We start from the raw sequence: 21,864 nt of genomic DNA on the forward strand, positions 1-21,864 counted from the left end.
CGGGCCCTCACCCCTTCCCCGAGGACGCCGAGGTGCTCTCGGCGCCGAGGTAGTCGTTCAGCCAGGCGTCCAGTTGGCGATAGGCGACCTCACGCGGCCGCGGCAGCGACAGGAAGACGTCGTGTTTGGCGTCGGGAACCACCACCGTGGTGGTGCGATTCCCGATGCAGCCCGCCCATTTGGCGATCAGCTTGACGTCGAGGACCGCGTCGCCGCTGTGCATGGACTCGGGGCCGTCCGTCTCGCGCACACTGTGATCCGAACGCAGGATCAGGTTCGGGACGCCGACGTCGAGCCCGCGGTGCAGCCGGGTCTGCCCGCGGCGGATCGCGTGCAGCCAGCCGACGGTGATCGGGAAGCCGCCCACCGGTTTCCACTGCAGGTCGTAGTCGAACTCGCCGTGGTAGTCGCGGTGCAGTGTGGTGCCGTAGCCGCCCTCGGCGGGCGCTCGGAGCACGCCCTTGGACCACACCCGCGACAGCCCGGCGATCAGCGCCGAGGTGGTGAACAGGCGCAGCACCGCCGGGCCGGGCAGGTCCAGAAACGGGCTGTTGAGCACCAGACCGCCCATGGCGGCGTGCGCGGCCGGGTCGCGCCGGCGCAGCCGGTCCAGCCACAGCGACGCGATCAGACCGCCGGAGGAGTGGCCGTAGACCAGCACGCGGCTGGGCGCCTGCTCGCGGATGGCCGCCAGGGCGTGTTCGAGCTCGGCGTCGTAGCGGGCGAGGTCGATGATGAAGTGCGGGGTCTGCCCGTCGCGCCGCGACCGGCCGCATTTCTGTAAGTCCAGCGCATAGAAGGCAAAGCCGCGCCCGGCGAAGTGATCGGCCAGCGCGGTGTGGAAGAAGTAGTCGGTGTAGCCGTGCACGGCCAGGACGGCGTGGCGGTCGTCGCCGGTGGGTTCGCCGCGCCGGATCAGCGTCGCCACGATGTTGCCTTCGCCGGCGGGGTCGGCTCCGAGCGGGATCGTGCGCTGCCAATAGCCGGGCAGCACGTCGGGCACCCAGCCAGTCGCCCAGCCAGTCACGTGGCCAGCTTAAAGGTTTTGCTGGGGACCGGGAGCCGCACGCCGCAAGTGCCCGCGTGGTGTCGGGATAACCTGGGACGGTGTCAGGGCCAGCCACCACCGCGCGCGTCGACGTCGTGCTGGTGGGCGCCGGCATCATGAGCGCCACGCTGGGGGCGTTGCTGCGGCGGCTGGAACCGGATTGGTCGATCACCCTGATCGAGCGGCTGGACGCCGTCGCCGCCGAAAGCAGCAGCCCCTGGAACAACGCCGGCACCGGGCACTCCGCGCTGTGCGAGCTGAACTACACCCCGCAGCGCACCGACGGTTCGGTCGACATCACCAAAGCGGTGCGCATCAACGAGCAGTTCCAGGTGACCCGCCAATTCTGGGCGTACGCCGTCGAGAACGGCATCCTGGGGGACCGCGGCTTCGTCAACCGGATCCCGCACGCCAGCTTCGTGCGCGGGGCGGCACGGGTGGACTACCTGCGGCGGCGACGGCGCGCGCTGGCCGACAACCCGCTCTTTGCGCGCACCGAATTGATCGAGGACCCGGGCGAATTCGCGCGCCGGCTGCCGTACATGGCCGCCGACCGCGACTTCTCCGAGCCGACCGCGCTCAACTGGGCCGCCGACGGCACCGACGTCGACTTCGGTGCGCTGGCCCGGCAGCTGATCGGGTTCTGCGTGCGGGGCGGCGCCACCGCGCTGTTCGGCCACGAGGTCCGCAACCTCACCCGCCAGGCCGACGGCAGCTGGACGCTTTCGGTCCGCAACCGCCGCACCCGCGAAAAGCGCCGGCTGAACGCCAAATTCGTGTTCGTCGGCGCCGGCGGGGACGCGCTGCCGCTGCTGCAGAAGTCGGGCATCAAGGAGGTCAGGGGTTTCGCCGGCTTCCCGATCGGCGGCCGGTTCCTACGCACCGCCAACCCCGCGCTCACCGCCGCACACCGCGCCAAGGTGTACGGCGCGCCGGCGCCGGGCGCCCCGCCGCTGGGCGCGCTGCACCTGGACCTCCGGTTCGTCAACGGCAAGGCCTGGCTGGTGTTCGGGCCCTACGCCGGCTGGTCGCCGAAGTTCCTGAAACACGGTCACTTCACCGACCTGCCCCGCTCGATCAGGCCGGACAACGTGGTGTCGATGCTCGGCGTCGGGCTGACCCAGCTGACGCTGGTCAACTACCTGATCGGCCAGCTGCGCCTGTCCGAGCCCGGCCGGGTGCGCGCGCTGCGCGAATTCGCGCCCAGCGCAACCGATTCGGATTGGGAGCTCACGGTCGCGGGTCAGCGGGTGCAGGTGATCCGCCGCGATAGGCGCACCGGCGGCGCGCTCGATTTCGACACCAGCGTGCTCGGCGCGGCCGACGGCAGCATCGCGGGGCTGCTCGGGGGCTCGCCGGGCGCGTCGACCGCCGTGCCGGCCATGCTCGACGTGCTGCGGCGCTGCTTCCCCGACCGCTACGGTGCGTGGCTGCCCACGCTCAAGGAGATGGTGCCGTCGCTGGGGGCGGAGCTGTCCCGCGAGCCGGCGCTGTTCGACGAGGTGTGGGCCTGGGGAACCAAGGCGCTCGACTTGGAGGCGCCATGACTGAAGCCTTGCGCCGCGCCTGGTCCAAAGACCTTGACGCCGCGACCCTTTACGAGCTGCTCAAGCTGCGGGTGGAGGTGTTCGTGGTCGAACAGGCCTGCCCGTATCCGGAGCTGGACGGGCGCGACCTGCTGGCCGAGACCCGGCACTTCTGGCTGGAAACGCCCGCCGGCGAGGTGATCTGCACGCTGCGGTTGATGGAGGAGCACGCCGGGGGCGAGAAGGCGTTCCGGATCGGCAGGCTGTGTACCAAGCGCGCCGCGCGCGGGCACGGCCACACCACCCGGCTGCTGCGCGCCGCGCTGGCCGAGGTCGGCGACTACCCGTGCCGCATCGACGCGCAGACCTATCTGGCCGACATGTACGCCCAGCACGGATTCGTGCGCGACGGTGACGATTTCGTCGACGACGGCATCCCGCACGTGCCCATGCTCAAGCCCCGCTCCGGCCTCCCGGAGCAGCCGTGAAGCCCTACCCGTTCAGCGCCATCGTGGGCCACGACCAGCTGCGGCTCGCGCTGCTGCTGTGCGCCGTGCGCCCCGAGATCGGCGGCGCGCTCATCCGCGGCGAGAAGGGCACCGCCAAGTCGACGGCGGTGCGCGGGCTGGCGGCGCTGCTGGCCGCCGCGTCGGGTAACACCCCGGACTCCGGTCTGGTCGAAATGCCGCTCGGCGCAACCGAAGACCGGGTCATCGGTTCGCTGGACCTGCAGCGGGTGCTGCGCGACGGCGAGCACGCGTTCTCCCCGGGGCTGTTGGCCCGCGCGCACGGCGGCGTGCTCTACGTCGACGAGGTCAACCTGCTGCACGACCACCTGGTCGACGTGCTGCTGGACGCCGCGGCGATGGGGCGGGTGCACGTCGAGCGCGACGGCATCTCCCATTCGCACGAGGCGAGGTTCGTGTTGATCGGCACGATGAACCCCGAGGAGGGGGAGCTGCGCCCGCAGCTGCTGGACCGCTTCGGCCTCACCGTCGACGTGCAGGCCTCCCGCGACGTCGCCGTGCGGGCGGAGGTCATCCGCCAGCGCCTGGCCTACGAGGCCGACCCCGACGGGTTCGCGCACCGGTACGCCGGCGCCGAGGCGGAACTGGCCCAGCGGATCGCCGCGGCGCGCGCCGTGGTCGACGACGTGGTGTTGCCGGACAGCGAATTACGGCGCATCGCGGCGCTGTGCGCGGCGTTCGACGTCGACGGCATGCGCGCCGACCTGGTGGTGGCCCGCACCGCCGTCGCGCACGCGGCGTGGCGCGGCGCGACCACCGTCGACGAGCAGGACATCCGGGTGGCCGCCGAGCTGGCGCTGCCGCACCGGCGCCGCCGCGACCCCTTCGACGACCCCGGCATCGATCGCGAGCAGCTCGACGAGGCCCTGGCGCGCGCCGGCGCCGAGGACCCCGAGCCCGACCCCGACCCGCCCGGCGGCGGCCAGTCCGCGGATTCGCCTGCCCAGCAATACGTTTCGACTCCACGCCCGCCGAAGCCCAGCGCGCCCCCGTCGGCGACGTTTCGCACCCGGGCGCTGACCGTCCCCGGCGTCGGCGCGGGCGCACCGGGGCGGCGGTCGCGGGCCCGCAACGCCTCCGGCAGCGTGGTGGCCGCCGCCGACGCCGACCAACCCCAGCCCGGCGCGCACGGGCTGCACCTGTTTGCCACCCTGCTGTCGGCCGCCGGGCGCGCCGGGGCCGGGCCCCTGCGGCCGACGCCGGACGACGTGCGCCGGGCCATCCGCGAAGGGCGCGAAGGCAACCTGGTGATCTTCGTCGTCGACGCGTCGGGGTCGATGGCCGCCCGCGACCGCATGGCCGCGGTCAGCGGGGCCACCCTGTCGTTGCTGCGCGACGCCTACCAGCGCCGCGACAAGGTCGCCGTCATCACCTTCCGGCAAGCCGGGGCGCGGCTGCTGCTGCCGCCGACGTCGTCGGCGCACATCGCCGGGCGCCGGCTGGCCCGGTTCGACACCGGCGGCAAGACCCCGCTGGCCGAGGGCCTGCTGGCCGCGCGCGAGCTGATCGTGCGGGAACGGGCGCGCGACCGGGCGCGCCGCCCGCTGGTGGTGGTGCTCACCGACGGCCGGGCCACCGCCGGGCCGGACCCGTTGGGGCGCAGCCGGATCGCGGCCGCCCGGCTGCTCGCCGAGGGCGCCGCCGCGGTGGTCGTGGACTGCGAGACCTCGTATGTGCGGCTGGGATTGGCCCAGCGGCTCGCCGATCAGCTCGGGGCGCCGGCCGTGCGGCTGGAGCAGTTGCGCGCCGACCACCTGACCCGGGCCGTGCGCGGCGCCGCCTGAGAGGTAGGCCTCGATGCCACAGGGAAAACCGCTCCACGTGCCCGCCGACGGCCTGACCACCCGGGCGCGCCGCAACACGCCCGTGCTGGCGGTGCACACCGGCGCGGGCAAGGGCAAGTCGACGGCGGCGTTCGGAATGGCGTTGCGCGCGTGGAACGCCGGGCTGCGCGTGGCCGTGTTCCAGTTCGTCAAGAGCGCGAAGTGGAAGGTCGGGGAGGAGGCGGCGTTCGCCCAACTCGGCGAACTGCACGACCGGTACCGGATCGGCGCACCCGTCGAATGGCACAAGATGGGCAGCGGTTGGTCCTGGACGCGCAAGGCCGGCAGCGACGTCGACCACGCCGCCGCCGCGGCCGACGGGTGGGCCGAGATCGCGCGACGGCTGGACGCGCAGCGCCACGACTTCTACGTGCTCGACGAGTTCACCTATCCGCTGAAGTGGGGCTGGGTCGACGTCGACGACGTGGTCGACGTCCTGCTGGCCCGGCCCGGCCACCAGCACGTGGTAATCACCGGGCGCGACGCCCCGCCGCGGCTGGTCGAGGCCGCCGACCTGGTCACCGAGATGACCAAGGTCAAGCACCCGATGGATGCCGGCCGCAAGGGCCAGAAGGGCATCGAGTGGTGAGCCGCCCAGCCCCCACCCCTCGCGAGCGCCCGTGTTTGCTCCCCCGCAAGCGGGTGGTGCCCCCAGCCGACACGCCGTGCAACGTGGCATTTTGCGGGCGCTCGCCGAGGTGGGAGGGGCCGCGGTGAGCGTCCCCGCCGTGGTCGTCGCCGCGCCCGCCTCGGGCAGCGGAAAGACCACGGTCGCAACGGGTTTGATCGGGGCCCTGCGCCGCGCGGGCCACACCGTCGCGCCGTTCAAGGTCGGCCCCGACTTCATCGACCCCGGCTACCACGCCCTGGCCGCCGCTCGCCCCGGCCGCAACCTCGACCCGGTGCTGGTGGGCGAACACCGCATCGGCCCGCTGTACGCCCACGGCGCCGGCGGCGCCGACATCGCCGTGATCGAGGGCGTGATGGGGCTTTTCGACGGGCGCATCGGGGCCACCGCGACCGCTCCGGCGGCGGGCTCCACCGCCCACGTCGCCGGGCTGCTGGGCGCCCCGGTGATCCTGGTGGTCGACGCCCGCGGCCAGAGCCACAGCATCGCCGCGCTGCTGCACGGCTTTTCGACGTTCGACGCCGCGACCCGGGTGTGCGGCGTGATCCTCAACCGGGTCGGGTCGGCCCGCCACGAGCAGGTGCTGCGGCAGGCCTGCGAGCAGGCCGGGGTCCCGGTGCTGGGCGCCATTCCCCGCAGGGCCGAATTGGAGCTGCCCACAAGGTATCTCGGCCTGGTCACCGCGGTGGAGTACGGCCGCCGCGCGCAGGACGCGGTGGAGGCGATGACGGCTTTGGTCGCCCGCCACGTCGACCTGGCCGCCGTGAAAGCCACCGCCGGCTGCCGGTCCGCCGACCCGCCGTGGGACCCCGCGGCGGCGGTGGGGGAGCCATCCACTGCGCGCCCGACCGTCGCGCTGGCGAGCGGAAAGGCGTTCAGCTTCGGCTACGCCGAACACGCCGAGCTGTTGCGCGCCGCCGGCGCCGACGTGGCCGAGTTCGACCCGCTCGCCGACGCGCTGCCCGACGGCACCGACGCCGTGTTGCTGCCCGGCGGCTTTCCCGAACAGTTCACCGCGGAGCTGTCCGCCAACGACGTCGTCCGCGGGCAGATCAACGAGCTGGCCGCCGCCGGGGCGCCCGTGCACGCCGAATGCGCCGGGCTGATCTACCTCGCCGCCGAGCTGGACGGGCACGCGATGTGCGGCGTGCTGGCCGGGTCGGCGCGGTTCACCCCGCACCTCACGCTGGCCTACCGCGACGCCGTCGCCGTCGCCGACTCCCCGCTGTACTGCGCCGGCCAGCGGGTGGTCGGGCACGAATTCCACCGCACCGCAGTCACTTTCGCGCGGGACTACCAGCCGGCGTGGGTGTACCGGGGCGGCGAGACCGGCCACCAAAAAGGCACCGTGCGCGACGGCGTCGCGCACGGTGGCGTCCACGCGTCGTACCTGCACACCCACCCCGCCGCGACGCCCGCCGCGGTGGCGCGGTTCGTCGCGCACGCCGCGGCCCAGAGGGCCACCAACCTTTAGGCTTGCCCGGTGACCGAGAACGCCTACCTGGCCGGGTTGCGGCTGGCCGGCAAGAAGGTCGTGGTGGTCGGCGGGGGAAGCGTCGCCCAGCGCCGGCTGCCGCTGCTCATCGCCAGCGGCGCCGACGTCCACCTCATCTCGCGCAGCGCCACCCCGGCCGTCGAGGCGATGGCCGGAATCACGCTGTCGGTGCGCGAATACCGCGACGGCGACCTGGACGGGGCCTGGTACGCGATCGCGGCCACCGACGACGCGCAGGTGAACGCGGCCGTCGTCGCCGAGGCCGAACGCCGCCAGATCTTTTGCGTGCGCGCCGACATCGCCGTCGAGGGGACCGCGGTGACCCCGGCGACCTTCGACTACGCCGGGTTGTCGGTGGGGGTCTTGGCCGGCGGCGAGCACCGCCGCTCGGCCGCGATCCGCTCGGCCATCCGCGAGGCCCTGCAGCGGGGCATCATCACCGAAAGCCCCGAGAGCGACGACGTCGTAAAGGGCGGCGTGGCGCTGGTCGGCGGCGGCCCGGGCGACCCCGAGCTGATCACCGTGCGCGGCCGCCGCCTGCTGGCCCGCGCCGACGTCGTCGTCGCCGACCGGCTCGCGCCCCCCGAACTGCTCGCCGAGCTGCCCCCGCAGGTGGAGGTCATCGACGCGGCCAAGATCCCGTACGGGCGGGCCATGGCCCAGGACGCGATCAACGACGTCATGATCGCGCGGGCGAAAGCGGGCCAGTTCGTCGTCCGCCTCAAAGGCGGCGACCCCTTCGTCTTCGCGCGCGGCTACGAGGAGGTGCTGGCGTGCGCCGAGGCCGGGATCCCGGTGACGGTGGTGCCGGGTGTGACAAGCGCCATAGGCGTTCCCGCCCTGGCGGGTGTTCCGGTCACGCATCGGGCCATCAACCACGAGTTCGTGGTGGTCAGCGGCCACGTCGCGCCCGGCCACCCCGAATCGTTAGTGAATTGGGACGCTTTGGCGGCCCTGCGGGGCACCATCGTTTTGCTGATGGCCGTCGAACGCATCGAACTTTTCGTCGACGTCCTGCTCAAAGGCGGCCGACCTGCGGATACGCCGGTGCTGGTGGTCCAGCACGGCACAACGGCTGCTCAACACACGTTGCGGGCCACCCTCGCCGACACGCCCGAGAAGATCCGCGCGGAGGGGATCCGACCTCCCGCGATCATCGTCATCGGCCCGGTTGCTGCGTTCGGCGTTTAAACGATTCTTAAGATTACTGTAAGGTAACCCATTATGACGGCTCTCAACGACACAGAGCGCGCGGGCCAGAACCTGGCCGCATCCGCACGCCCCGATCGTCCGGCCCCGGTGCGCACCACGCGCCCGTCCGAAACCGCCTCCGAGACCGCCTCATCACGGATCAGCCGGTATTACCCGGCCTGGATGCCCTCGTGGCGCTTCATCGCCGCCGTGATCGCCATCGGCGGCATGCAGCTGCTGGCCACCATGGACAGCACCGTCGCCATCGTCGCGCTGCCCAAGATCCAGAACGAGCTGAGCCTGTCCGACGCCGGCCGCAGCTGGGTCATCACCGCCTACGTGCTCACGTTCGGCGGGCTGATGCTGCTCGGCGGGCGCCTCGGCGACACCATCGGGCGCAAACGCACCTTCATCGTCGGCGTCGCGCTGTTCACCATCTCCTCCGTGTTGTGCGCGGTGGCCTGGGACGAGGCGACCATGGTCATCGCCCGGCTGCTGCAGGGCATCGGCTCGGCCATCGCCTCGCCGACCGGTCTGGCGCTGGTGGCGACCACCTTCCCGAAGGGACCGGCGCGCAACGCCGCGACGGCGGTGTTCGCCGCGATGACCGCCGTCGGCTCGGTGATGGGCCTGGTGGTCGGCGGCGCGCTGACCGAGTTCTCCTGGCGGCTGGCCTTTTTGGTGAACGTGCCGATCGGCCTGGTGATGATCTACCTGGCCCGCACCGCGCTGCGGGAAACCAACCGGGAGCGGATGAAGCTCGACGCCACCGGCGCCGTGCTGGCCACGCTGGCGTGCACCGCGGCCGTGTTTGCCTTCTCGATGGGCCCGGAAAAGGGCTGGATCTCGGTCACCACCCTCGGTTCGGCCGGCGTGGCGCTGGCGTCCGCCCTCGCCTTCGTCGTGGTGGAACGCAGCGCCGAAAACCCGGTCGTGCCGTTCCGTCTGTTCCGCGACCGCAACCGGCTGATCACCTTCATCGCGATCTTCTTGGCCGGCGGGCTCATGTTCACCTTGACCGTGTGCATCGGCCTGTACGTGCAGGACATCCTGGGCTACAGCGCGCTGCACGCGGGCATCGGCTTCATCCCGTTCGTCATCGCGATGGGCATCGGCCTCGGCGCGTCCTCGCAGCTGGTGTCGCGGTTCTCGCCGCGGGTGCTGACGATCGGCGGCGGCATCCTGCTGTTCTGGGCGATGCTGTACGGCTCGTTTTTCATGCACCGCGGCGTGCCGTACTTCCCCAACCTGGTGCTGCCCATCATCATCGGCGGGATCGGCATCGGCATGGCCGTCGTCCCGCTGACGCTGTCGGCGATCGCCGGGGTCGGCTTCGACCAGATCGGCCCGGTGTCGGCCATCGCGCTGATGGCCCAGAGCCTGGGCGGGCCGCTGGTGCTGGCCGTCATCCAGGCCGTCATCACCTCCCGCACCCTGTACCTCGGCGGCACCACCGGCCCGGTGAAGTTCATGAACGACGCCCAGCTGGGCGCGCTGGACCACGGCTACACCTACGGCCTGCTGTGGGTGGCCGGCGTGGCCGTCATCGTCGGCGGCGCGGCGCTGTTCATCGGCTACACCCCCCAGCAGGTCGCGCACGCGCAAGAGGTCAAGGACGCGATCGACGCCGGCGAGCTGTAACGCCGCCAGGCCGCCCGCGAGGGTGCCGCTACCGACTGCGCCACTCGGAAAACGCGTCGCTGGTTGCACTTTCGCGATGCCAATCGGCGCAGGCTAGGCTTGCCCGCTGTGATCACCCGGATGTCCGAGCTGTTCCTGCGCACCCTGCGCGACGATCCCGCCGACGCCGAAGTGCCCAGCCACAAACTGCTCATCCGGGCCGGGTACGTCCGGCCCGTCGCGCCGGGCCTGTACAGCTGGCTGCCGCTGGGGCTGCGGGTGCTGCGCAAGATCGAGCGTGTCGTGCGCGACGAGATGGCCGCGATCGGCGGCCAGGAGATCCTGTTCCCGGCCCTGCTCCCGCGCGCCCCGTACGAGACGACCAACCGCTGGACCGAATACGGCGACGGCGTGTTTCGGCTGAAGGACCGCCGCGGCAACGACTACCTGCTGGGTCCCACCCACGAGGAGCTCTTCGCGCTGACGGTCAAGGGCGAATACAGCTCGTATAAGGACTTTCCGCTGCTGCTGTTCCAGATCCAGAACAAATACCGCGACGAGGCGCGCCCGCGGGCGGGCATCCTGCGGGTGCGGGAGTTCGTGATGAAGGACTCGTACTCCTTCGACGTCGACGACGCCGGGCTCAAGGCGGCCTACCACGCGCACCGCGAGGCCTATCAGCGCATCTTCGAAAAGCTCCAGGTGCGCTACGTCATCGTGTCCGCGGTGTCGGGGGCGATGGGCGGCAGCGCGTCGGAGGAGTTCCTGGCCGAAAGCGAGGTCGGCGAGGACACCTTCGTGCGGTGCCTGCAGTCCGGGTACGCGGCCAACGTCGAGGCGGTCGTCACCGCGCGCCCCGAGGCGCTGCCCATCGACGGCCGGCCCGACGCCGTCGTCCACGACACCGGCGACACCCCGACGATCGCCACCCTGGTCGAGTGGGCCAACACCGCCGGGCTGGGCCGCACCGTCACCGCCGCCGACACCCTGAAGAACGTCCTGCTCAAGGTTCGCCAGCCCGGCGGGGACTGGGAACTGCTGGCCATCGGGGTGCCCGGCGACCGCGAGGTCGACGACAAGCGGCTGGGCGCCGCGCTGGAACCGGCCGACTACGCGTTGCTCGACGACGCCGACTTCGCCAAGTACCCGTTCCTGGTGAAGGGCTACATCGGCCCGAAGGCGTTGCGCGACAACGGTGTTCGCTACCTCGTCGACCCGCGCGTGGTCGACGGCACCAGCTGGATCACCGGGGCCGACGAGCCCGGCCGCCACGTCGTCGGGCTGGTGGCCGGCCGGGACTTCACCGCCGACGGCACCATCGAGGCCGCCGAGGTGCGCGACGGCGACCCGTCCCCGGACGGCGCCGGCCCGCTGGTCTCCGCGCGCGGCATCGAGATCGGCCACATCTTCTCGCTCGGCCGCAAGTACACCGATGCCTTCACCGTCGACGTGCTGGGCGAGGACGGCAAGCCGGTGCGGCTGACCATGGGCTCCTACGGGCTGGGGGTGTCGCGGATGGTCGCCGTCATCGCCGAGCAGCACCACGACGAGCTGGGGCTGCGCTGGCCGGCGGCGGTCGCGCCGTTCGACGTGCACCTGGTGATCGCCAACAAGGACGCCCAGGCCCGCGCCGGGGCGACCGAGCTGGCCGCCGGCCTGGACCGGTTGGGCATCGACGTGCTGCTCGACGACCGGCAGGCGTCGCCGGGGGTGAAGTTCAAGGACGCCGAGCTGCTGGGCGTGCCCTGGATCGTCGTGGTGGGGCGCGGCTGGGCCGACGGCGTGGTCGAACTGCGCGACCGCTTCTCCGGACAGACCCGCGAGCTGGTCGTGGGCCCCTCCCTGGCCGCCGACGTCGCGGCGGCCCTGAACCAGTAGTCGCTACTCGTTGCCGCCGGGGAAGCTCGTCGTGATGGGCCAGGCGCCCAGCACCCGGTTCCACCGGGCGCCCATCACCGCGCTCTGCGTCAGCGCTGTCGAGGCGAACGCGCGGTCGCCGGCCGTCTCGGCACGCTCGATCACCGCGCGCCACGCGATCGCGCCGTCGCTCTCCATCCGGACCGCCAGCCGCGCCGCGTCCGCCGCGCTGCCCACCAGCAGCGGCAGCTGGTAGCCCGCGGCGGCGACCGGCGCGTTGACCTGGCGGGCGGCCAGCATCGCGATCACGTCGTCGCGGCGCTGGCGGTGCTGGGTCAGGGCCTCGACCACCATGCCGTTGACACTGGGCGGCGACATCGCCGACACGATGCCGTAGCCGTAGATCGTCGAGTGTTCGATGGCCAGCGCGTCGCACAGCGCGGCGTTGTCGGCGTCCTTGCCCGAACTCATATCGACGGGCCCCCCGGCACCAGCGCCACCTGGTAGGACGCCGTGCAGGACGCGGCGATGGAGGCCAGCAGCCCCGCGCGGTAGCCCGATTCGGTGGCCACCAGGCGCGCGGCGCTGTCGGCCGACGCGTGCAGCGAATCGATCACGTCGGACACCGGCGGCGGTGGCGGCGGCGGACCCGACGGCTGGGCCGCGCTGGGGCTGGTCGTCTCGCTCGACGAGGGGGAGCTGAGCTTGCCGGCGGCCCGCGAGACCTCCGTGGACAGGGCTCGCGCGTGCGCGGCGCGCTGGGTGGCGACGACGGTCAGCGCCGCCGCGATCTGGGGCGCGGTGCCGAGGGCCGCGGCGGCGGCACCGGCGAGCGCGCTGTCCTTGCGGGCCTGGTCCAACGGCCCCAACAGGTTCTCGACGGGCGGCGGCTTGGGCGGGGACTCGCCGCAGGCGGAGGCGACCACCCCGAGCGCAGCGAGGGCCGCGGCGCCGGCGAGCACACCCCGCCTGTTGGTGACGGGCGCTGCGCTGGACACAGCAACATCCTGCCACGTGGCGACCACCCGCCGATCACGCCGCGTCCGCCCGTTCTAGGCGATTCCTGGCGTATCGTGGATAGCTGACTAGACCGGAAGCCGCCCGGAAGCCACCTGGGTGGCTCCTCCGCCAGATGACCGGACAACTCAAGATGAGGAGCTCGCCGTGACCACCGGGCTACCTTCACAGACGCAGGTGATCGAGCTACTCGACGGAGAGTTCGTGCGCGCCGGCTACGAAATCGAAGACGTGGTCATCGACACCCGGGCGCGCCCCCCGCGGATCACCGTGATCGCCGACGGCGACGACCCCCTCGACCTGGACACCATCGCCGCCCTGTCGCGCTCGGCCTCGGCTTTGCTGGACGGTCTGAACGGCGTTCGGGACTATGTGCTCGAGGTGAGTTCGCCCGGCGTGGACCGCCCGCTGACCACCGAGAAGCACTTCCGCCGCGCCCGCGGCCGCAAGGCCGAGATCGCGCTGTCGGACGGATCGCGGCTGACCGGCCGGCTGGGCCAGACCCGCGACGGCGCGGTCACGCTGGTGGTCCGGGCCGGACGCGACTGGGCGCTGCGCGAGGTCCCGCTCGTCGATATCGCGAAAGCCGTTGTGCAGGTTGAGTTTTCACAGCCCGCTCAGGCGGAGATGGAACTGGCGACGGGTGGTCGGGCCGACCGGACGGAGGCCGCAACATGAACATCGACATGGGCGCGCTGCACGCGATCGAGGTGGACCGGGGCATCTCGGTCAACGAGCTGCTCGAGACGATCAAATCCGCGCTGCTGACGGCCTACCGGCACACCCAGGGCCACCAGAACGAGGCCCGCATCGAAATCGACCGCAAGACCGGCGTCGTGAAGGTGATCGCCCGCGAGACCGACGAGGACGGCAACGTCATCAGCGAATGGGACGACACCCCCGAGGGTTTCGGCCGCATCGCCGCGACGACCGCGCGTCAGGTGATGCTGCAACGGTTCCGCGACGCCGAAAACGAGCGCACCTACGGCGAGTTCTCCACCCGCGAGGGCGAGATCGTCGCGGGCGTCATCCAGCGCGACAGCCGGGCCAACGCGCGCGGCCTGGTCGTCGTGCGGATGGGCACCGAGACCAAGGCCTCCGAGGGCGTCATCCCGGCCGCCGAACAGGTGCCCGGCGAGAGCTATGAGCACGGCAACCGGGTGCGCTGCTACGTCGTCGGGGTGACGCGCGGGTCCCGCGAGCCGCTGATCACGCTGTCGCGCACCCACCCCAACCTGGTCCGCAAGCTGTTCTCGCTGGAGGTCCCCGAAATCGCCGACGGGTCGGTGGAGATCGTGGCGGTGGCCCGCGAGGCCGGTCACCGCTCCAAGATCGCGGTGCGCTCGAACGTGTCCGGCCTGAACGCCAAGGGCGCGTGCATCGGGCCGATGGGGCAGCGGGTCCGCAACGTGATGAGCGAGCTGTCCGGGGAGAAGATCGACATCATCGACTACGACGACGACGCGGCCCGCTTCGTCGCCAACGCGCTGTCGCCGGCGAAGGTGGTCTCCGTGTCGGTCATCGACCAGACCGCCCGGGCCGCCCGCGTGGTGGTGCCCGATTTCCAGCTGTCGCTGGCCATCGGCAAGGAGGGCCAGAACGCCCGGCTGGCCGCCCGGCTCACCGGGTGGCGCATCGACATCCGCGGGGATTCCCCGGGGCACGCCGAGGGCCAGCCCGAACACGGCGCGGGCCATCCGGTGGCGCACGACCGCTAGCCGTTCGGAGCTCCGGTCGGGGGGCGCTAAACTAGCGCGTGATCCAGCGCGAGCCTTCGGACTTGGCGCACAGAAGCCCCGGCGGACCGGTGCGGACGTGCGTGGGGTGCCGGAAGCGAGAGTTGGCCGCCGAACTGCTTCGAGTGGTGGCTGTGTCGACGGGGAACGGCGAATATGCCGTGATCGTTGACAGCAGGAGTAACCTGCCGGGGCGGGGTGCGTGGCTGCATCCCGAACCGCACTGCGTGCGACAGGCGATCCGGCGGCGGGCTTTCACCAGAGCGTTGCGCATCACCGGTTCACCGGACACCTCCGCGGTGGTCGAGCACTTGCAGGTGCACGACTCGCCCCGGCAACAGAACAGGTAGCAAAGAACATGAGCACACCGTGAAGTCCCGATGACAATGCGTCATAGCTAAACCCGAGGCGCGGCCGCCCACCCGACTGTCGCCTCATAGACAGGAGATGTAGTGGCAGGTAAGGCCCGCGTACACGAGTTGGCCAAGGAACTCGGTGTCACCAGCAAGGAAGTCCTCGCCCGGCTGAGCGAACAGGGCGAATTCGTCAAATCCGCGTCCTCGACGGTCGAGGCGCCGGTGGCCCGCCGGCTGCGCGAGTCGTTCGGCGGCAGCAAGCCGGCCCCCGAGAAGGCGCCCGCGAAGTCGCCCGACAAGTCACTCGACAAGGCCCTCGACAAGGCGGTCGGCAAGGCCGCCGGCAACGGCGAGGCCGCCGCGCCCGCCCAACCGGCTGCGGCGGCGGGTTCGGTGACCGCCGACGCGCCCCCGGCGACCCCCGCCCCCGGGCGGCCACCGCAGGCCGGGCAGCCGGCGCCCCCGGCCCCGGGACAACCCGGCGCCCACCCCGGCATGGCGCCGGGCGCGCGGCCCGGCCCGACCCCGAAGCCGGGGGTCCGCACCCCGCGCGTCGGCAACAACCCGTTCTCGTCGGCGCAGCCCGTCGACCGGCCCATCCCGCGTCCGGTGCCCCGGCCCGGTGCCCCGCGACCGGGCGCGCCGCGCCCGGGCGCCTCGCCCGGCAGCATGCCGCCGCGGCCCGGTGGCGCCGCGGCGCAGGGCCGCCCACCGCGGCCCGGTGCCCCGCGACCCGGGGGCGGCCGGCCCGGCGGACCGGGCGGTCGCGACGGCGGTGGCGGCAACTACCGCGGTGGCGGCGGGGTCGGCGCCCCGCCCGGCGGCGGCGCGGGCGGTTTCCGCGGCCGTCCCGGCGGCGGCGGTGGTGGCCGCCCCGGCCAGCGCGGCGGCGCGGCCGGCGCGTTCGGCCGCCCCGGCGGCGCGCCCCGGCGCGGCCGCAAGTCCAAGCGGGCAAAACGCGCCGAATACGAGAACATGCAGGCGCCGGTCGTCGGCGGCGTGCGGCTGCCGCACGGCAACGGCGAGACCATTCGCCTGGCACGCGGCGCGTCGCTGTCGGACTTCGCCGACAAGATCAATGCCAACCCGGCCTCGCTGGTGCAGGCGCTGTTCAACCTCGGCGAGATGGTCACGGCCACCCAGTCCGTCGGCGACGAGACGCTCGAGCTGCTGGGCAGCGAGATGAACTACGTCGTCCAGGTCGTGTCTCCCGAGGACGAGGACCGCGAGCTGCTGGAGTCCTTCGACCTCACCTACGGCGAGGACGAGGGCACCGAGGAGGACCTGCAGACCCGTCCGCCGGTGGTGACCGTGATGGGCCACGTCGACCACGGTAAAACCCGGCTGCTGGACACCATCCGCAAGGCCAACGTCCGTGAGGCCGAGGCCGGCGGCATCACCCAGCACATCGGCGCCTACCAGGTGGCCGTCGACTTCGACGGCACCGAGCGGCTGATCACGTTCATCGACACCCCGGGCCACGAGGCGTTCACCGCCATGCGTGCCCGCGGCGCCAAGGCCACCGACATCGCCATCCTGGTGGTCGCCGCCGACGACGGCGTGATGCCGCAGACGGTGGAGGCCATCAACCACGCGCAGGCGGCCGACGTGCCGATCGTGGTGGCGGTCAACAAGATCGACAAGGAGGGCGCCGACCCGGCCAAGATCCGCGGGCAGCTCACCGAATTCGGTTTGGTGCCAGAGGAATTCGGCGGTGACACGATGTTCGTGGACATCTCGGCGAAGGTGGGCACCAACATCGAGGCCCTCGAGGAGGCGGTGCTGCTGACCGCCGACGCGGCCCTGGACCTGCGGGCCAACCCCGACATGGAGGCGCAGGGCGTGGCGATCGAGGCGCACCTGGACCGCGGCCGCGGCCCGGTGGCCACGGTGCTGGTGCAGCGCGGCACGCTGCGCGTCGGCGACTCCGTCGTCGCCGGCGACGCCTACGGCCGCGTGCGCCGCATGGTCGACGAGCACGGCGACGACGTGGAAGAGGCGCTGCCGTCGCGGCCGGTGCAGGTCATCGGCTTCACGTCGGTGCCCGGCGCCGGTGACAACCTGCTGGTCGTCGACGAGGACCGCATCGCCCGCCAGATCGCCGACAAGCGCAGCGCCCGCAAGCGCAACGCCCTGGCCGCGCGCAGCCGCAAGCGGATCAGCCTGGAGGACCTGGACTCGGCGCTGAAGGAAACCAGCCAGCTGAACCTGATCCTCAAGGGCGACAACGCCGGTACGGTCGAGGCGCTGGAAGAGGCCCTGATGGGCATCGAGATCGACGACGAGGTGGCGCTGCGCGTCATCGACCGCGGTGTCGGTGGCATCACCGAGACCAACGTCAACCTGGCGTCGGCCTCGGACGCGATCATCATCGGCTTCAACGTGCGCGCCGAGGGCAAGGCGACCGAGCTGGCCAACCGCGAGGGCGTGGAGATCCGCTACTACTCGGTGATCTACCAGGCGATCGACGAGATCGAGAAGGCCCTGCGCGGCATGCTCAAGCCGATCTACGAGGAGAACCAGCTGGGTCGCGCCGAGATCCGGGCGATCTTCCGGTCCTCCAAGGTGGGCATCATCGCCGGCTGCATGATCAGCTCGGGCGTGGTGCGCCGCAACGCGAAGGCACGGCTGCTGCGGGACAACATCGTGGTCACCGAGAACCTGACGATCAACTCGCTGCGCCGGGAGAAGGACGACGTGACCGAGGTCCGCGAGGGCTTCGAATGCGGTATGACGCTTGGCTACTCCGACATCAAGGAAGGCGACATCATCGAGTCCTACGAGCTCGTGCAGAAAGAACGCTCCTAATGGCGGATCCCGCCCGGGCGCGCCGGCTGGCGAAGCGGATCTTCACGATCGTCGCCTCGGCGATCGAGTTCGAGATCAAGGACCCGGGGCTGGACGGGGTGACCATCGTCGACGCCAAGGTGACGGCCGACCTGCACGACGCGACGGTGTTCTACACGGTGATGGGCCGCACGCTCGACGACGAGCCCGACTACGCGGGCGCCGCGGCCGCGCTGGAGCGGGCCAAGGGCGCGCTGCGCACCAAGGTCGGGGCGGGCACCGGCGTGCGGTTCACGCCCACGCTGACGTTCACCCGCGACACGACGGCCGACCACGTGCAGCACATGGACGAGCTGCTCGAGCGCGCCCGCGCCGCGGACGCCGATCTGGCGCGGGTTCGCTCGGGCGCCAAGCCGGCCGGGGAGGCCGATCCGTACCGGGTTAGCGGGGGCAACGACGCACGCGACGGAGACACCGGTGACGGCGATCGACCCGACGACTGAACTGGCCGGCGCGGCGGCGGGGTTATCCGTGGACGCCCACGGCGCCGTCGAGCTGCTGTCGCGCGCGGAGTCGGTGGCGGTGGTCGCCCACGTCCACCCCGACGCCGACACCATCGGCGCCGGGCTGGCGCTGGCCCTGGTGCTGGACAACTGCGGCAAGCGCGTCGAGGTCAGCTTCGCCGCGCCCGACACGCTGCCTGAGTCGCTGGCCTCGTTGCCGGGCCGCCGGTTGCTGGTGGCCCCGGACGAGATGCGCCGCGACGCCGAACTGGTTGTGACCGTTGACGTTCCGAGCCTCAAGCGGCTGGGGCAGCTGGCCGACCTGGCCGGTCCGGGCCGCGAGCTGCTGGTCGTCGACCACCACGCCTCCAACGACCTGTTCGGCACCGCCAACTTCATCGACGTGGCGGCGGATTCGACCACGATGATGATCGCCGACATCCTCGACGCCTGGGGCAAGCCGATCGACCCCGAGGTCGCGCACTGCATCTACGCGGGCCTGACGACCGACACCGGCTCGTTCCGCTGGGCCAGCGCCCGCGCGTTGCGGCTGGCGGCGCGGCTGGTCGACGTCGGCGTCGACAACGCCGCGATCAGCCGCACGTTGATGGACACCCACCCCTTCGTGTGGCTGCCGCTGCTGTCGCGGGTGCTGGCGTCGGCGCAGCTGCTGCCCGACGCGGCGGGCGGTCGCGGGCTGGTCTACGCGGTCGTCGGGCATCAGGACTGGGTCAGCTCTCGGCCGGAGGAAGTCGAGAGCATCGTCGATATCGTGCGCACCACGCAGCAGGCGGAGGTGGCGGCGGTGTTCAAGGAGGTCGCCCCGCGGCAGTGGTCGGTGTCGATGCGGGCCAAGGCCGAGGTCGACCTGGCGGCGGTCACGTCCGCGTTCGGCGGCGGCGGCCACCGGCTGGCCGCCGGCTACTCGACCGCCGGCTCGATCGACGACGCCGTCGCGTCGCTGCGCGCCGCCCTCGGGTGACCGAGGGGGATCCACCCGCCGCGGGCGCCCGCCGCATCGCCGCCCTGGCGCTGCCCGCGCTCGGCGTGCTGGCCGCCGAGCCGCTCTATCTGTTGTTCGACACGGCGGTCGTCGGCCGGCTCGGCGCGCTGAGCCTGGCCGGGCTGGCCATCGGGGCCCTGGTGCTGGGCCTGGTCGGGTCGGACCTGACGTTTCTGTCCTACGGCACCACCGCGCGCTCGGCGCGCCGCTTCGGTGCCGGCCAGCGCAAGGCGGCCGTCGTCGAGGGCGTGCAGGCGACGTGGATGGCGCTGGGCCTGGGCGCGTTGACCGTGGTCGTGATTCAGACCGTGGCGGTGCCGCTGGTGGCGGTCATCGCCGGCGATCAATCGGGGCGCTCAGCGGGAGGGGAGGCCATCGCCGTCGCGGCGTTGCCGTGGCTGCGGATCGCCATCCTGGGCGCCCCGGCGATCCTGGTGTCGCTGGCCGGCAACGGCTGGATGCGCGGCGTGCAGGACACCGCGCGCCCGTTGCGGTATGTGACTGCGGGCTTCGGCCTTTCGGCGCTGCTGTGCCCGCTGCTGGTTTTCGGTTGGCTGGGGCTGCCCCGGCTGGGCCTGGCCGGCTCGGCGGTGGCCAACGTGGCGGGGCAGTGGCTGGCCGCCGCGCTGTTCGGGCGCGCGCTGCTGGCCGAGGGGGCGCCGCTGCGGTTGGACCGCGGCGTGCTGCGGGCCCAGCTGGTGCTTGGCCGCGACCTGGTGGTGCGAACGCTGGCGTTCCAGGCGTGCTTCGTCTCGGCCGCCGCGGTGGCCGCCCGCTTCGGCGCCTCGGCGCTGGCGGCGCATCAGGTGGTGCTGCAGCTGTGGGAATTCCTTGCGCTGGTGCTGGATTCGCTGGCGATCGCGGCGCAGGCGCTGGTGGGGGCTGCGCTGGGCGCCGGTGACGCGCCGCACGCCAAATCGGTGGCCCGGCGGGTGACGGTGTTCTCGACGGCGGCCGCCGCCCTGCTGGCCGCGGCGTTCGCGGCGGGTTCTTCCACGCTGCCCCGGCTGTTCACCGGCGACCATCCGGTGCTGGCCGCGATCGGTGTGCCGTGGTGGTTCCTGGTGGCCCAATTGCCTTTTGCGGGAGCGGTTTTCGCGCTGGACGGCGTGCGGCTTGGCGCCGGCGATGCCGCCTTCATGCGCACCGCCACCGTGATCAGCGCGCTGGTCGGCTTCCTGCCGCTGATCTGGCTTTCGCTGATATTCGGGTGGGGTCTGGCGGGCATCTGGGCTGGCCTGAGCGCCTTCGTCGTGCTGCGGCTGATATTCGTCGGCTGGCGGACGTCGACCGGCCGCTGGGCGGTCACGCAAGACTGACCGCGGTCAGAACGCCCAGCTGCCCGAGCGCTGCAGCACGAAGCCGTGGTCGCCGCTGGTGGTGTCCAGGCAGGCGACGAGGTCGTCGGTGCCCACGGCGCAGGTCACGTTGAGGTAGGTCAGCTTCTGGCCCGCGGCCAACGGCTTGCCCGGCGGCAGCGCGGGCGGGTTGCCGTCGCACCCGCCGTAGGACATGCGGCTCAACGCGTAGCCGGGTCCCTTGAAATTCGCCGCGCCCACCACGCAGTCACCGGGCTTCGGGCGGCCGCCGCCGGAGATCGGGACGTCGTCCATCCCGGGCATGTCGCCGCTGCACTTGATGTCCTGCGACGGTTGGGCCGGCGGCGCCGTGCCGCCGTAGAAGTCGCACACCAGCGTCGGCGACGCGGAGAAGCTGATGCGCGGCGCGCCGGGCTGGCGCAGTGCCGTGGCGTAGCCGTCGGCGGGGACGGCGGTGAAACCGTCGAGGTTGGGAAATCCCGGCGGTGGCAGCGCGCCGGCCTGCGGCGGGGCCAACACGATCGCCACTGCAATAGCGGCCGCAGCCAGGGCCGCCCCCACGGTGAGCCGACCAGCACGCATGATTCCTCCTGCGCCAACAGTGACTGCTGTGGGGATCGTATTGCCCCCGCGAGTCGACCCCTAACGCACCTGGGCACGCCCGCGTTGCAGCACCTTCTCGCGGTTGGCGGCGATGTCGCCGGGGCTGGTCCGGAATTGCCGGGCGGCCATCGCCTCCAGCCACAGCCCGGAGCTCGTGTGCGTGTCGTCGATGCGGTGATAGGACGCCAGCAGCGCCCGCACCGCGTCCTGGTTGTTGCCGACGATCGACGCCGCCACCTGCCGGGCCGCGGGCATCAGCCGGTCGTGCGGCACCACCTCGGTCACCAGCCCGGCGCGCAGCGCGTCGGCGGCCGACAGGTAGTCGCCGGTGAGGCTCATGCGCCGGGCCAGCCCGACGCCCACCTTCTGGGGTAGCCGCACGCTGAGCCCCCAGGTCGGCAGCAGGCCGACCCGGGCGTGCGTGTCGGCGAAGCGGGCCTGCTCCGAGGCGATCAGGAGGTCGCAGTACAGCGCCACCTCCAGGCCGCCGGTGACCGCGGCGCCGTTGATCGCGCCGATCACCGGCTTGGTCATCGCCGGCCAGCGCGGCGAGATGTCCGGCATCGCCGACTGCCCGCCCAGCTCCTTGAGATCCAGCCCCGCGCAGAACACCGGATCGGCGCCGGTGACGATGACGACGTCGACGTCGGCGTCGCCCTCGGCGTCGGACAGGGCGCCGAAGAACCGATCCCGCAGCGCCGACGACAGCGCGTTGCGCGCCTGGGGCCGGTTGAGGGTCAGCGTGCGCACCCGTTCGTCGGTCTCGATCACCAGGATGTCGTCGGTCATGCGTTCACCGTAGAGGGTCGCGCGCGGCGCTTATCG

General features: G+C 72.2%; 20 protein-coding genes. 15 read left to right on the forward strand and 5 right to left on the reverse strand.

Features of this window, described 5'->3' with window-relative positions:
- Nucleotides 1–7 precede the first annotated feature (7 nt).
- Complete coding sequence (locus AC5Y4Z_RS13550) at nucleotides 8–1,003, reverse strand: alpha/beta hydrolase (RefSeq protein ID WP_499964834.1); 996 nt, start codon at nucleotides 1,001–1,003, stop codon at nucleotides 8–10.
- A gap of 104 nt (nucleotides 1,004–1,107) precedes the next feature.
- On the opposite strand from AC5Y4Z_RS13550, the gene mqo reads away from it, so the two are divergent.
- The 8 genes from mqo (at nucleotide 1,108) to AC5Y4Z_RS13590 (ending at nucleotide 11,736) form a co-directional block, all read left to right on the forward strand.
- On the forward strand, nucleotides 1,108–2,595 hold the full coding sequence (mqo, locus tag AC5Y4Z_RS13555) for a malate dehydrogenase (quinone) (RefSeq protein WP_499964505.1): 1,488 nt from the start codon (nucleotides 1,108–1,110) through the stop codon (nucleotides 2,593–2,595).
- On the forward strand, nucleotides 2,592–3,062 hold the full coding sequence (locus AC5Y4Z_RS13560; protein WP_499964509.1) for a GNAT family N-acetyltransferase: 471 nt from the start codon (nucleotides 2,592–2,594) through the stop codon (nucleotides 3,060–3,062). Before mqo ends, AC5Y4Z_RS13560 begins: the two co-directional genes overlap by 4 nt.
- A complete protein-coding gene (locus AC5Y4Z_RS13565) occupies nucleotides 3,059–4,885 on the forward strand; it encodes a magnesium chelatase subunit D family protein (protein ID WP_499964513.1) in 1,827 nt (608 codons plus the stop codon). Before AC5Y4Z_RS13560 ends, AC5Y4Z_RS13565 begins: the two co-directional genes overlap by 4 nt.
- Before the next feature lie 13 nt (nucleotides 4,886–4,898).
- A complete protein-coding gene (gene cobO, locus AC5Y4Z_RS13570; protein WP_499964515.1) occupies nucleotides 4,899–5,513 on the forward strand; it encodes a cob(I)yrinic acid a,c-diamide adenosyltransferase in 615 nt (204 codons plus the stop codon).
- Between the two features lie 124 nt (nucleotides 5,514–5,637).
- Nucleotides 5,638–7,026, forward strand: coding sequence for a cobyrinic acid a,c-diamide synthase CobB (locus AC5Y4Z_RS13575; protein ID WP_499964517.1), 1,389 nt, complete (start codon nucleotides 5,638–5,640; stop codon nucleotides 7,024–7,026).
- 9 nt (nucleotides 7,027–7,035) lie between these two features.
- Nucleotides 7,036–8,238: a uroporphyrinogen-III C-methyltransferase gene (gene cobA / locus AC5Y4Z_RS13580; protein ID WP_499964518.1), complete on the forward strand. Its 1,203-nt coding sequence runs from the start codon at nucleotides 7,036–7,038 to the stop codon at nucleotides 8,236–8,238.
- Between the two features lie 33 nt (nucleotides 8,239–8,271).
- Entirely contained in the window at nucleotides 8,272–9,879 is a 1,608-nt protein-coding gene (locus AC5Y4Z_RS13585; protein ID WP_499964520.1) for an MFS transporter, read from the forward strand.
- 108 nt (nucleotides 9,880–9,987) lie between these two features.
- Nucleotides 9,988–11,736, forward strand: coding sequence for a proline--tRNA ligase (locus tag AC5Y4Z_RS13590; protein ID WP_499964522.1), 1,749 nt, complete (start codon nucleotides 9,988–9,990; stop codon nucleotides 11,734–11,736).
- Nucleotides 11,737–11,739: 3 nt separating this feature from the next.
- On the opposite strand, the gene AC5Y4Z_RS13595 is transcribed toward AC5Y4Z_RS13590, so the two are convergent.
- Nucleotides 11,740–12,186, reverse strand: a complete 447-nt coding sequence (locus AC5Y4Z_RS13595) for a ferritin-like domain-containing protein (protein WP_499964524.1) — start codon at nucleotides 12,184–12,186, stop codon at nucleotides 11,740–11,742.
- Complete coding sequence (locus AC5Y4Z_RS13600; RefSeq protein ID WP_499964527.1) at nucleotides 12,183–12,713, reverse strand: twin-arginine translocation signal domain-containing protein; 531 nt, start codon at nucleotides 12,711–12,713, stop codon at nucleotides 12,183–12,185. Before AC5Y4Z_RS13600 ends, AC5Y4Z_RS13595 begins: the two co-directional genes overlap by 4 nt.
- A gap of 166 nt (nucleotides 12,714–12,879) precedes the next feature.
- On the opposite strand from AC5Y4Z_RS13600, the gene rimP reads away from it, so the two are divergent.
- From rimP to AC5Y4Z_RS13635, 7 genes are all read left to right on the forward strand, one after another.
- Nucleotides 12,880–13,410 carry a ribosome maturation factor RimP gene (rimP, locus tag AC5Y4Z_RS13605; RefSeq protein ID WP_499964529.1) on the forward strand — a complete coding sequence of 177 codons (531 nt, stop codon included), beginning with the start codon at nucleotides 12,880–12,882 and terminating at the stop codon, nucleotides 13,408–13,410.
- A complete protein-coding gene (gene nusA, locus AC5Y4Z_RS13610) occupies nucleotides 13,407–14,450 on the forward strand; it encodes a transcription termination factor NusA (protein WP_499964531.1) in 1,044 nt (347 codons plus the stop codon). The genes rimP and nusA overlap by 4 nt, the downstream gene beginning before the upstream one ends.
- A gap of 152 nt (nucleotides 14,451–14,602) precedes the next feature.
- A complete protein-coding gene (locus tag AC5Y4Z_RS13615) occupies nucleotides 14,603–14,818 on the forward strand; it encodes a YlxR family protein (protein ID WP_499964836.1) in 216 nt (71 codons plus the stop codon).
- A gap of 102 nt (nucleotides 14,819–14,920) precedes the next feature.
- Nucleotides 14,921–17,632: a translation initiation factor IF-2 gene (infB, locus tag AC5Y4Z_RS13620; protein WP_499964533.1), complete on the forward strand. Its 2,712-nt coding sequence runs from the start codon at nucleotides 14,921–14,923 to the stop codon at nucleotides 17,630–17,632.
- Complete coding sequence (gene rbfA / locus AC5Y4Z_RS13625) at nucleotides 17,632–18,114, forward strand: 30S ribosome-binding factor RbfA (protein ID WP_499964535.1); 483 nt, start codon at nucleotides 17,632–17,634, stop codon at nucleotides 18,112–18,114. The genes infB and rbfA overlap by 1 nt, the downstream gene beginning before the upstream one ends.
- A complete protein-coding gene (locus tag AC5Y4Z_RS13630) occupies nucleotides 18,089–19,096 on the forward strand; it encodes a DHH family phosphoesterase (RefSeq protein ID WP_499964537.1) in 1,008 nt (335 codons plus the stop codon). The genes rbfA and AC5Y4Z_RS13630 overlap by 26 nt, the downstream gene beginning before the upstream one ends.
- The gene (locus AC5Y4Z_RS13635) at nucleotides 19,093–20,436 is read left to right on the forward strand and encodes an MATE family efflux transporter (protein WP_499964539.1); all 1,344 of its coding nucleotides are present in this window, start codon (nucleotides 19,093–19,095) and stop codon (nucleotides 20,434–20,436) included. The genes AC5Y4Z_RS13630 and AC5Y4Z_RS13635 overlap by 4 nt, the downstream gene beginning before the upstream one ends.
- Nucleotides 20,437–20,442: 6 nt before the next feature.
- Here the strand turns inward: AC5Y4Z_RS13635 and AC5Y4Z_RS13640 are convergent, their stop codons facing one another.
- Nucleotides 20,443–21,018: a hypothetical protein gene (locus AC5Y4Z_RS13640; protein WP_499964541.1), complete on the reverse strand. Its 576-nt coding sequence runs from the start codon at nucleotides 21,016–21,018 to the stop codon at nucleotides 20,443–20,445.
- 60 nt (nucleotides 21,019–21,078) lie between these two features.
- Nucleotides 21,079–21,828 carry an enoyl-CoA hydratase gene (locus tag AC5Y4Z_RS13645; protein WP_499964542.1) on the reverse strand — a complete coding sequence of 250 codons (750 nt, stop codon included), beginning with the start codon at nucleotides 21,826–21,828 and terminating at the stop codon, nucleotides 21,079–21,081.
- Nucleotides 21,829–21,864: the final 36 nt, after the last annotated feature.

Source organism: Mycobacterium sp. NGS63 (assembly GCF_059812295.1).

What these genes read in the sequence shown, in the direction of transcription:
- AC5Y4Z_RS13560 (WP_499964509.1), top strand. Translation starts at nt 2,592, where the DNA reads ATGACTGAAGCCTTGCGCCGCGCCTGGTCCAAAGACCTTGACGCCGCG.
- cobO (WP_499964515.1), top strand. Translation starts at nt 4,899, where the DNA reads ATGCCACAGGGAAAACCGCTCCACGTGCCCGCCGACGGCCTGACCACC.
- AC5Y4Z_RS13585 (WP_499964520.1), top strand. Translation starts at nt 8,272, where the DNA reads ATGACGGCTCTCAACGACACAGAGCGCGCGGGCCAGAACCTGGCCGCA.
- AC5Y4Z_RS13595 (WP_499964524.1), bottom strand. Translation starts at nt 12,186, where the DNA reads ATGAGTTCGGGCAAGGACGCCGACAACGCCGCGCTGTGCGACGCGCTG.
- nusA (WP_499964531.1), top strand. Translation starts at nt 13,407, where the DNA reads ATGAACATCGACATGGGCGCGCTGCACGCGATCGAGGTGGACCGGGGC.
- rbfA (WP_499964535.1), top strand. Translation starts at nt 17,632, where the DNA reads ATGGCGGATCCCGCCCGGGCGCGCCGGCTGGCGAAGCGGATCTTCACG.
- AC5Y4Z_RS13640 (WP_499964541.1), bottom strand. Translation starts at nt 21,018, where the DNA reads ATGCGTGCTGGTCGGCTCACCGTGGGGGCGGCCCTGGCTGCGGCCGCT.
- AC5Y4Z_RS13645 (WP_499964542.1), bottom strand. Translation starts at nt 21,828, where the DNA reads ATGACCGACGACATCCTGGTGATCGAGACCGACGAACGGGTGCGCACG.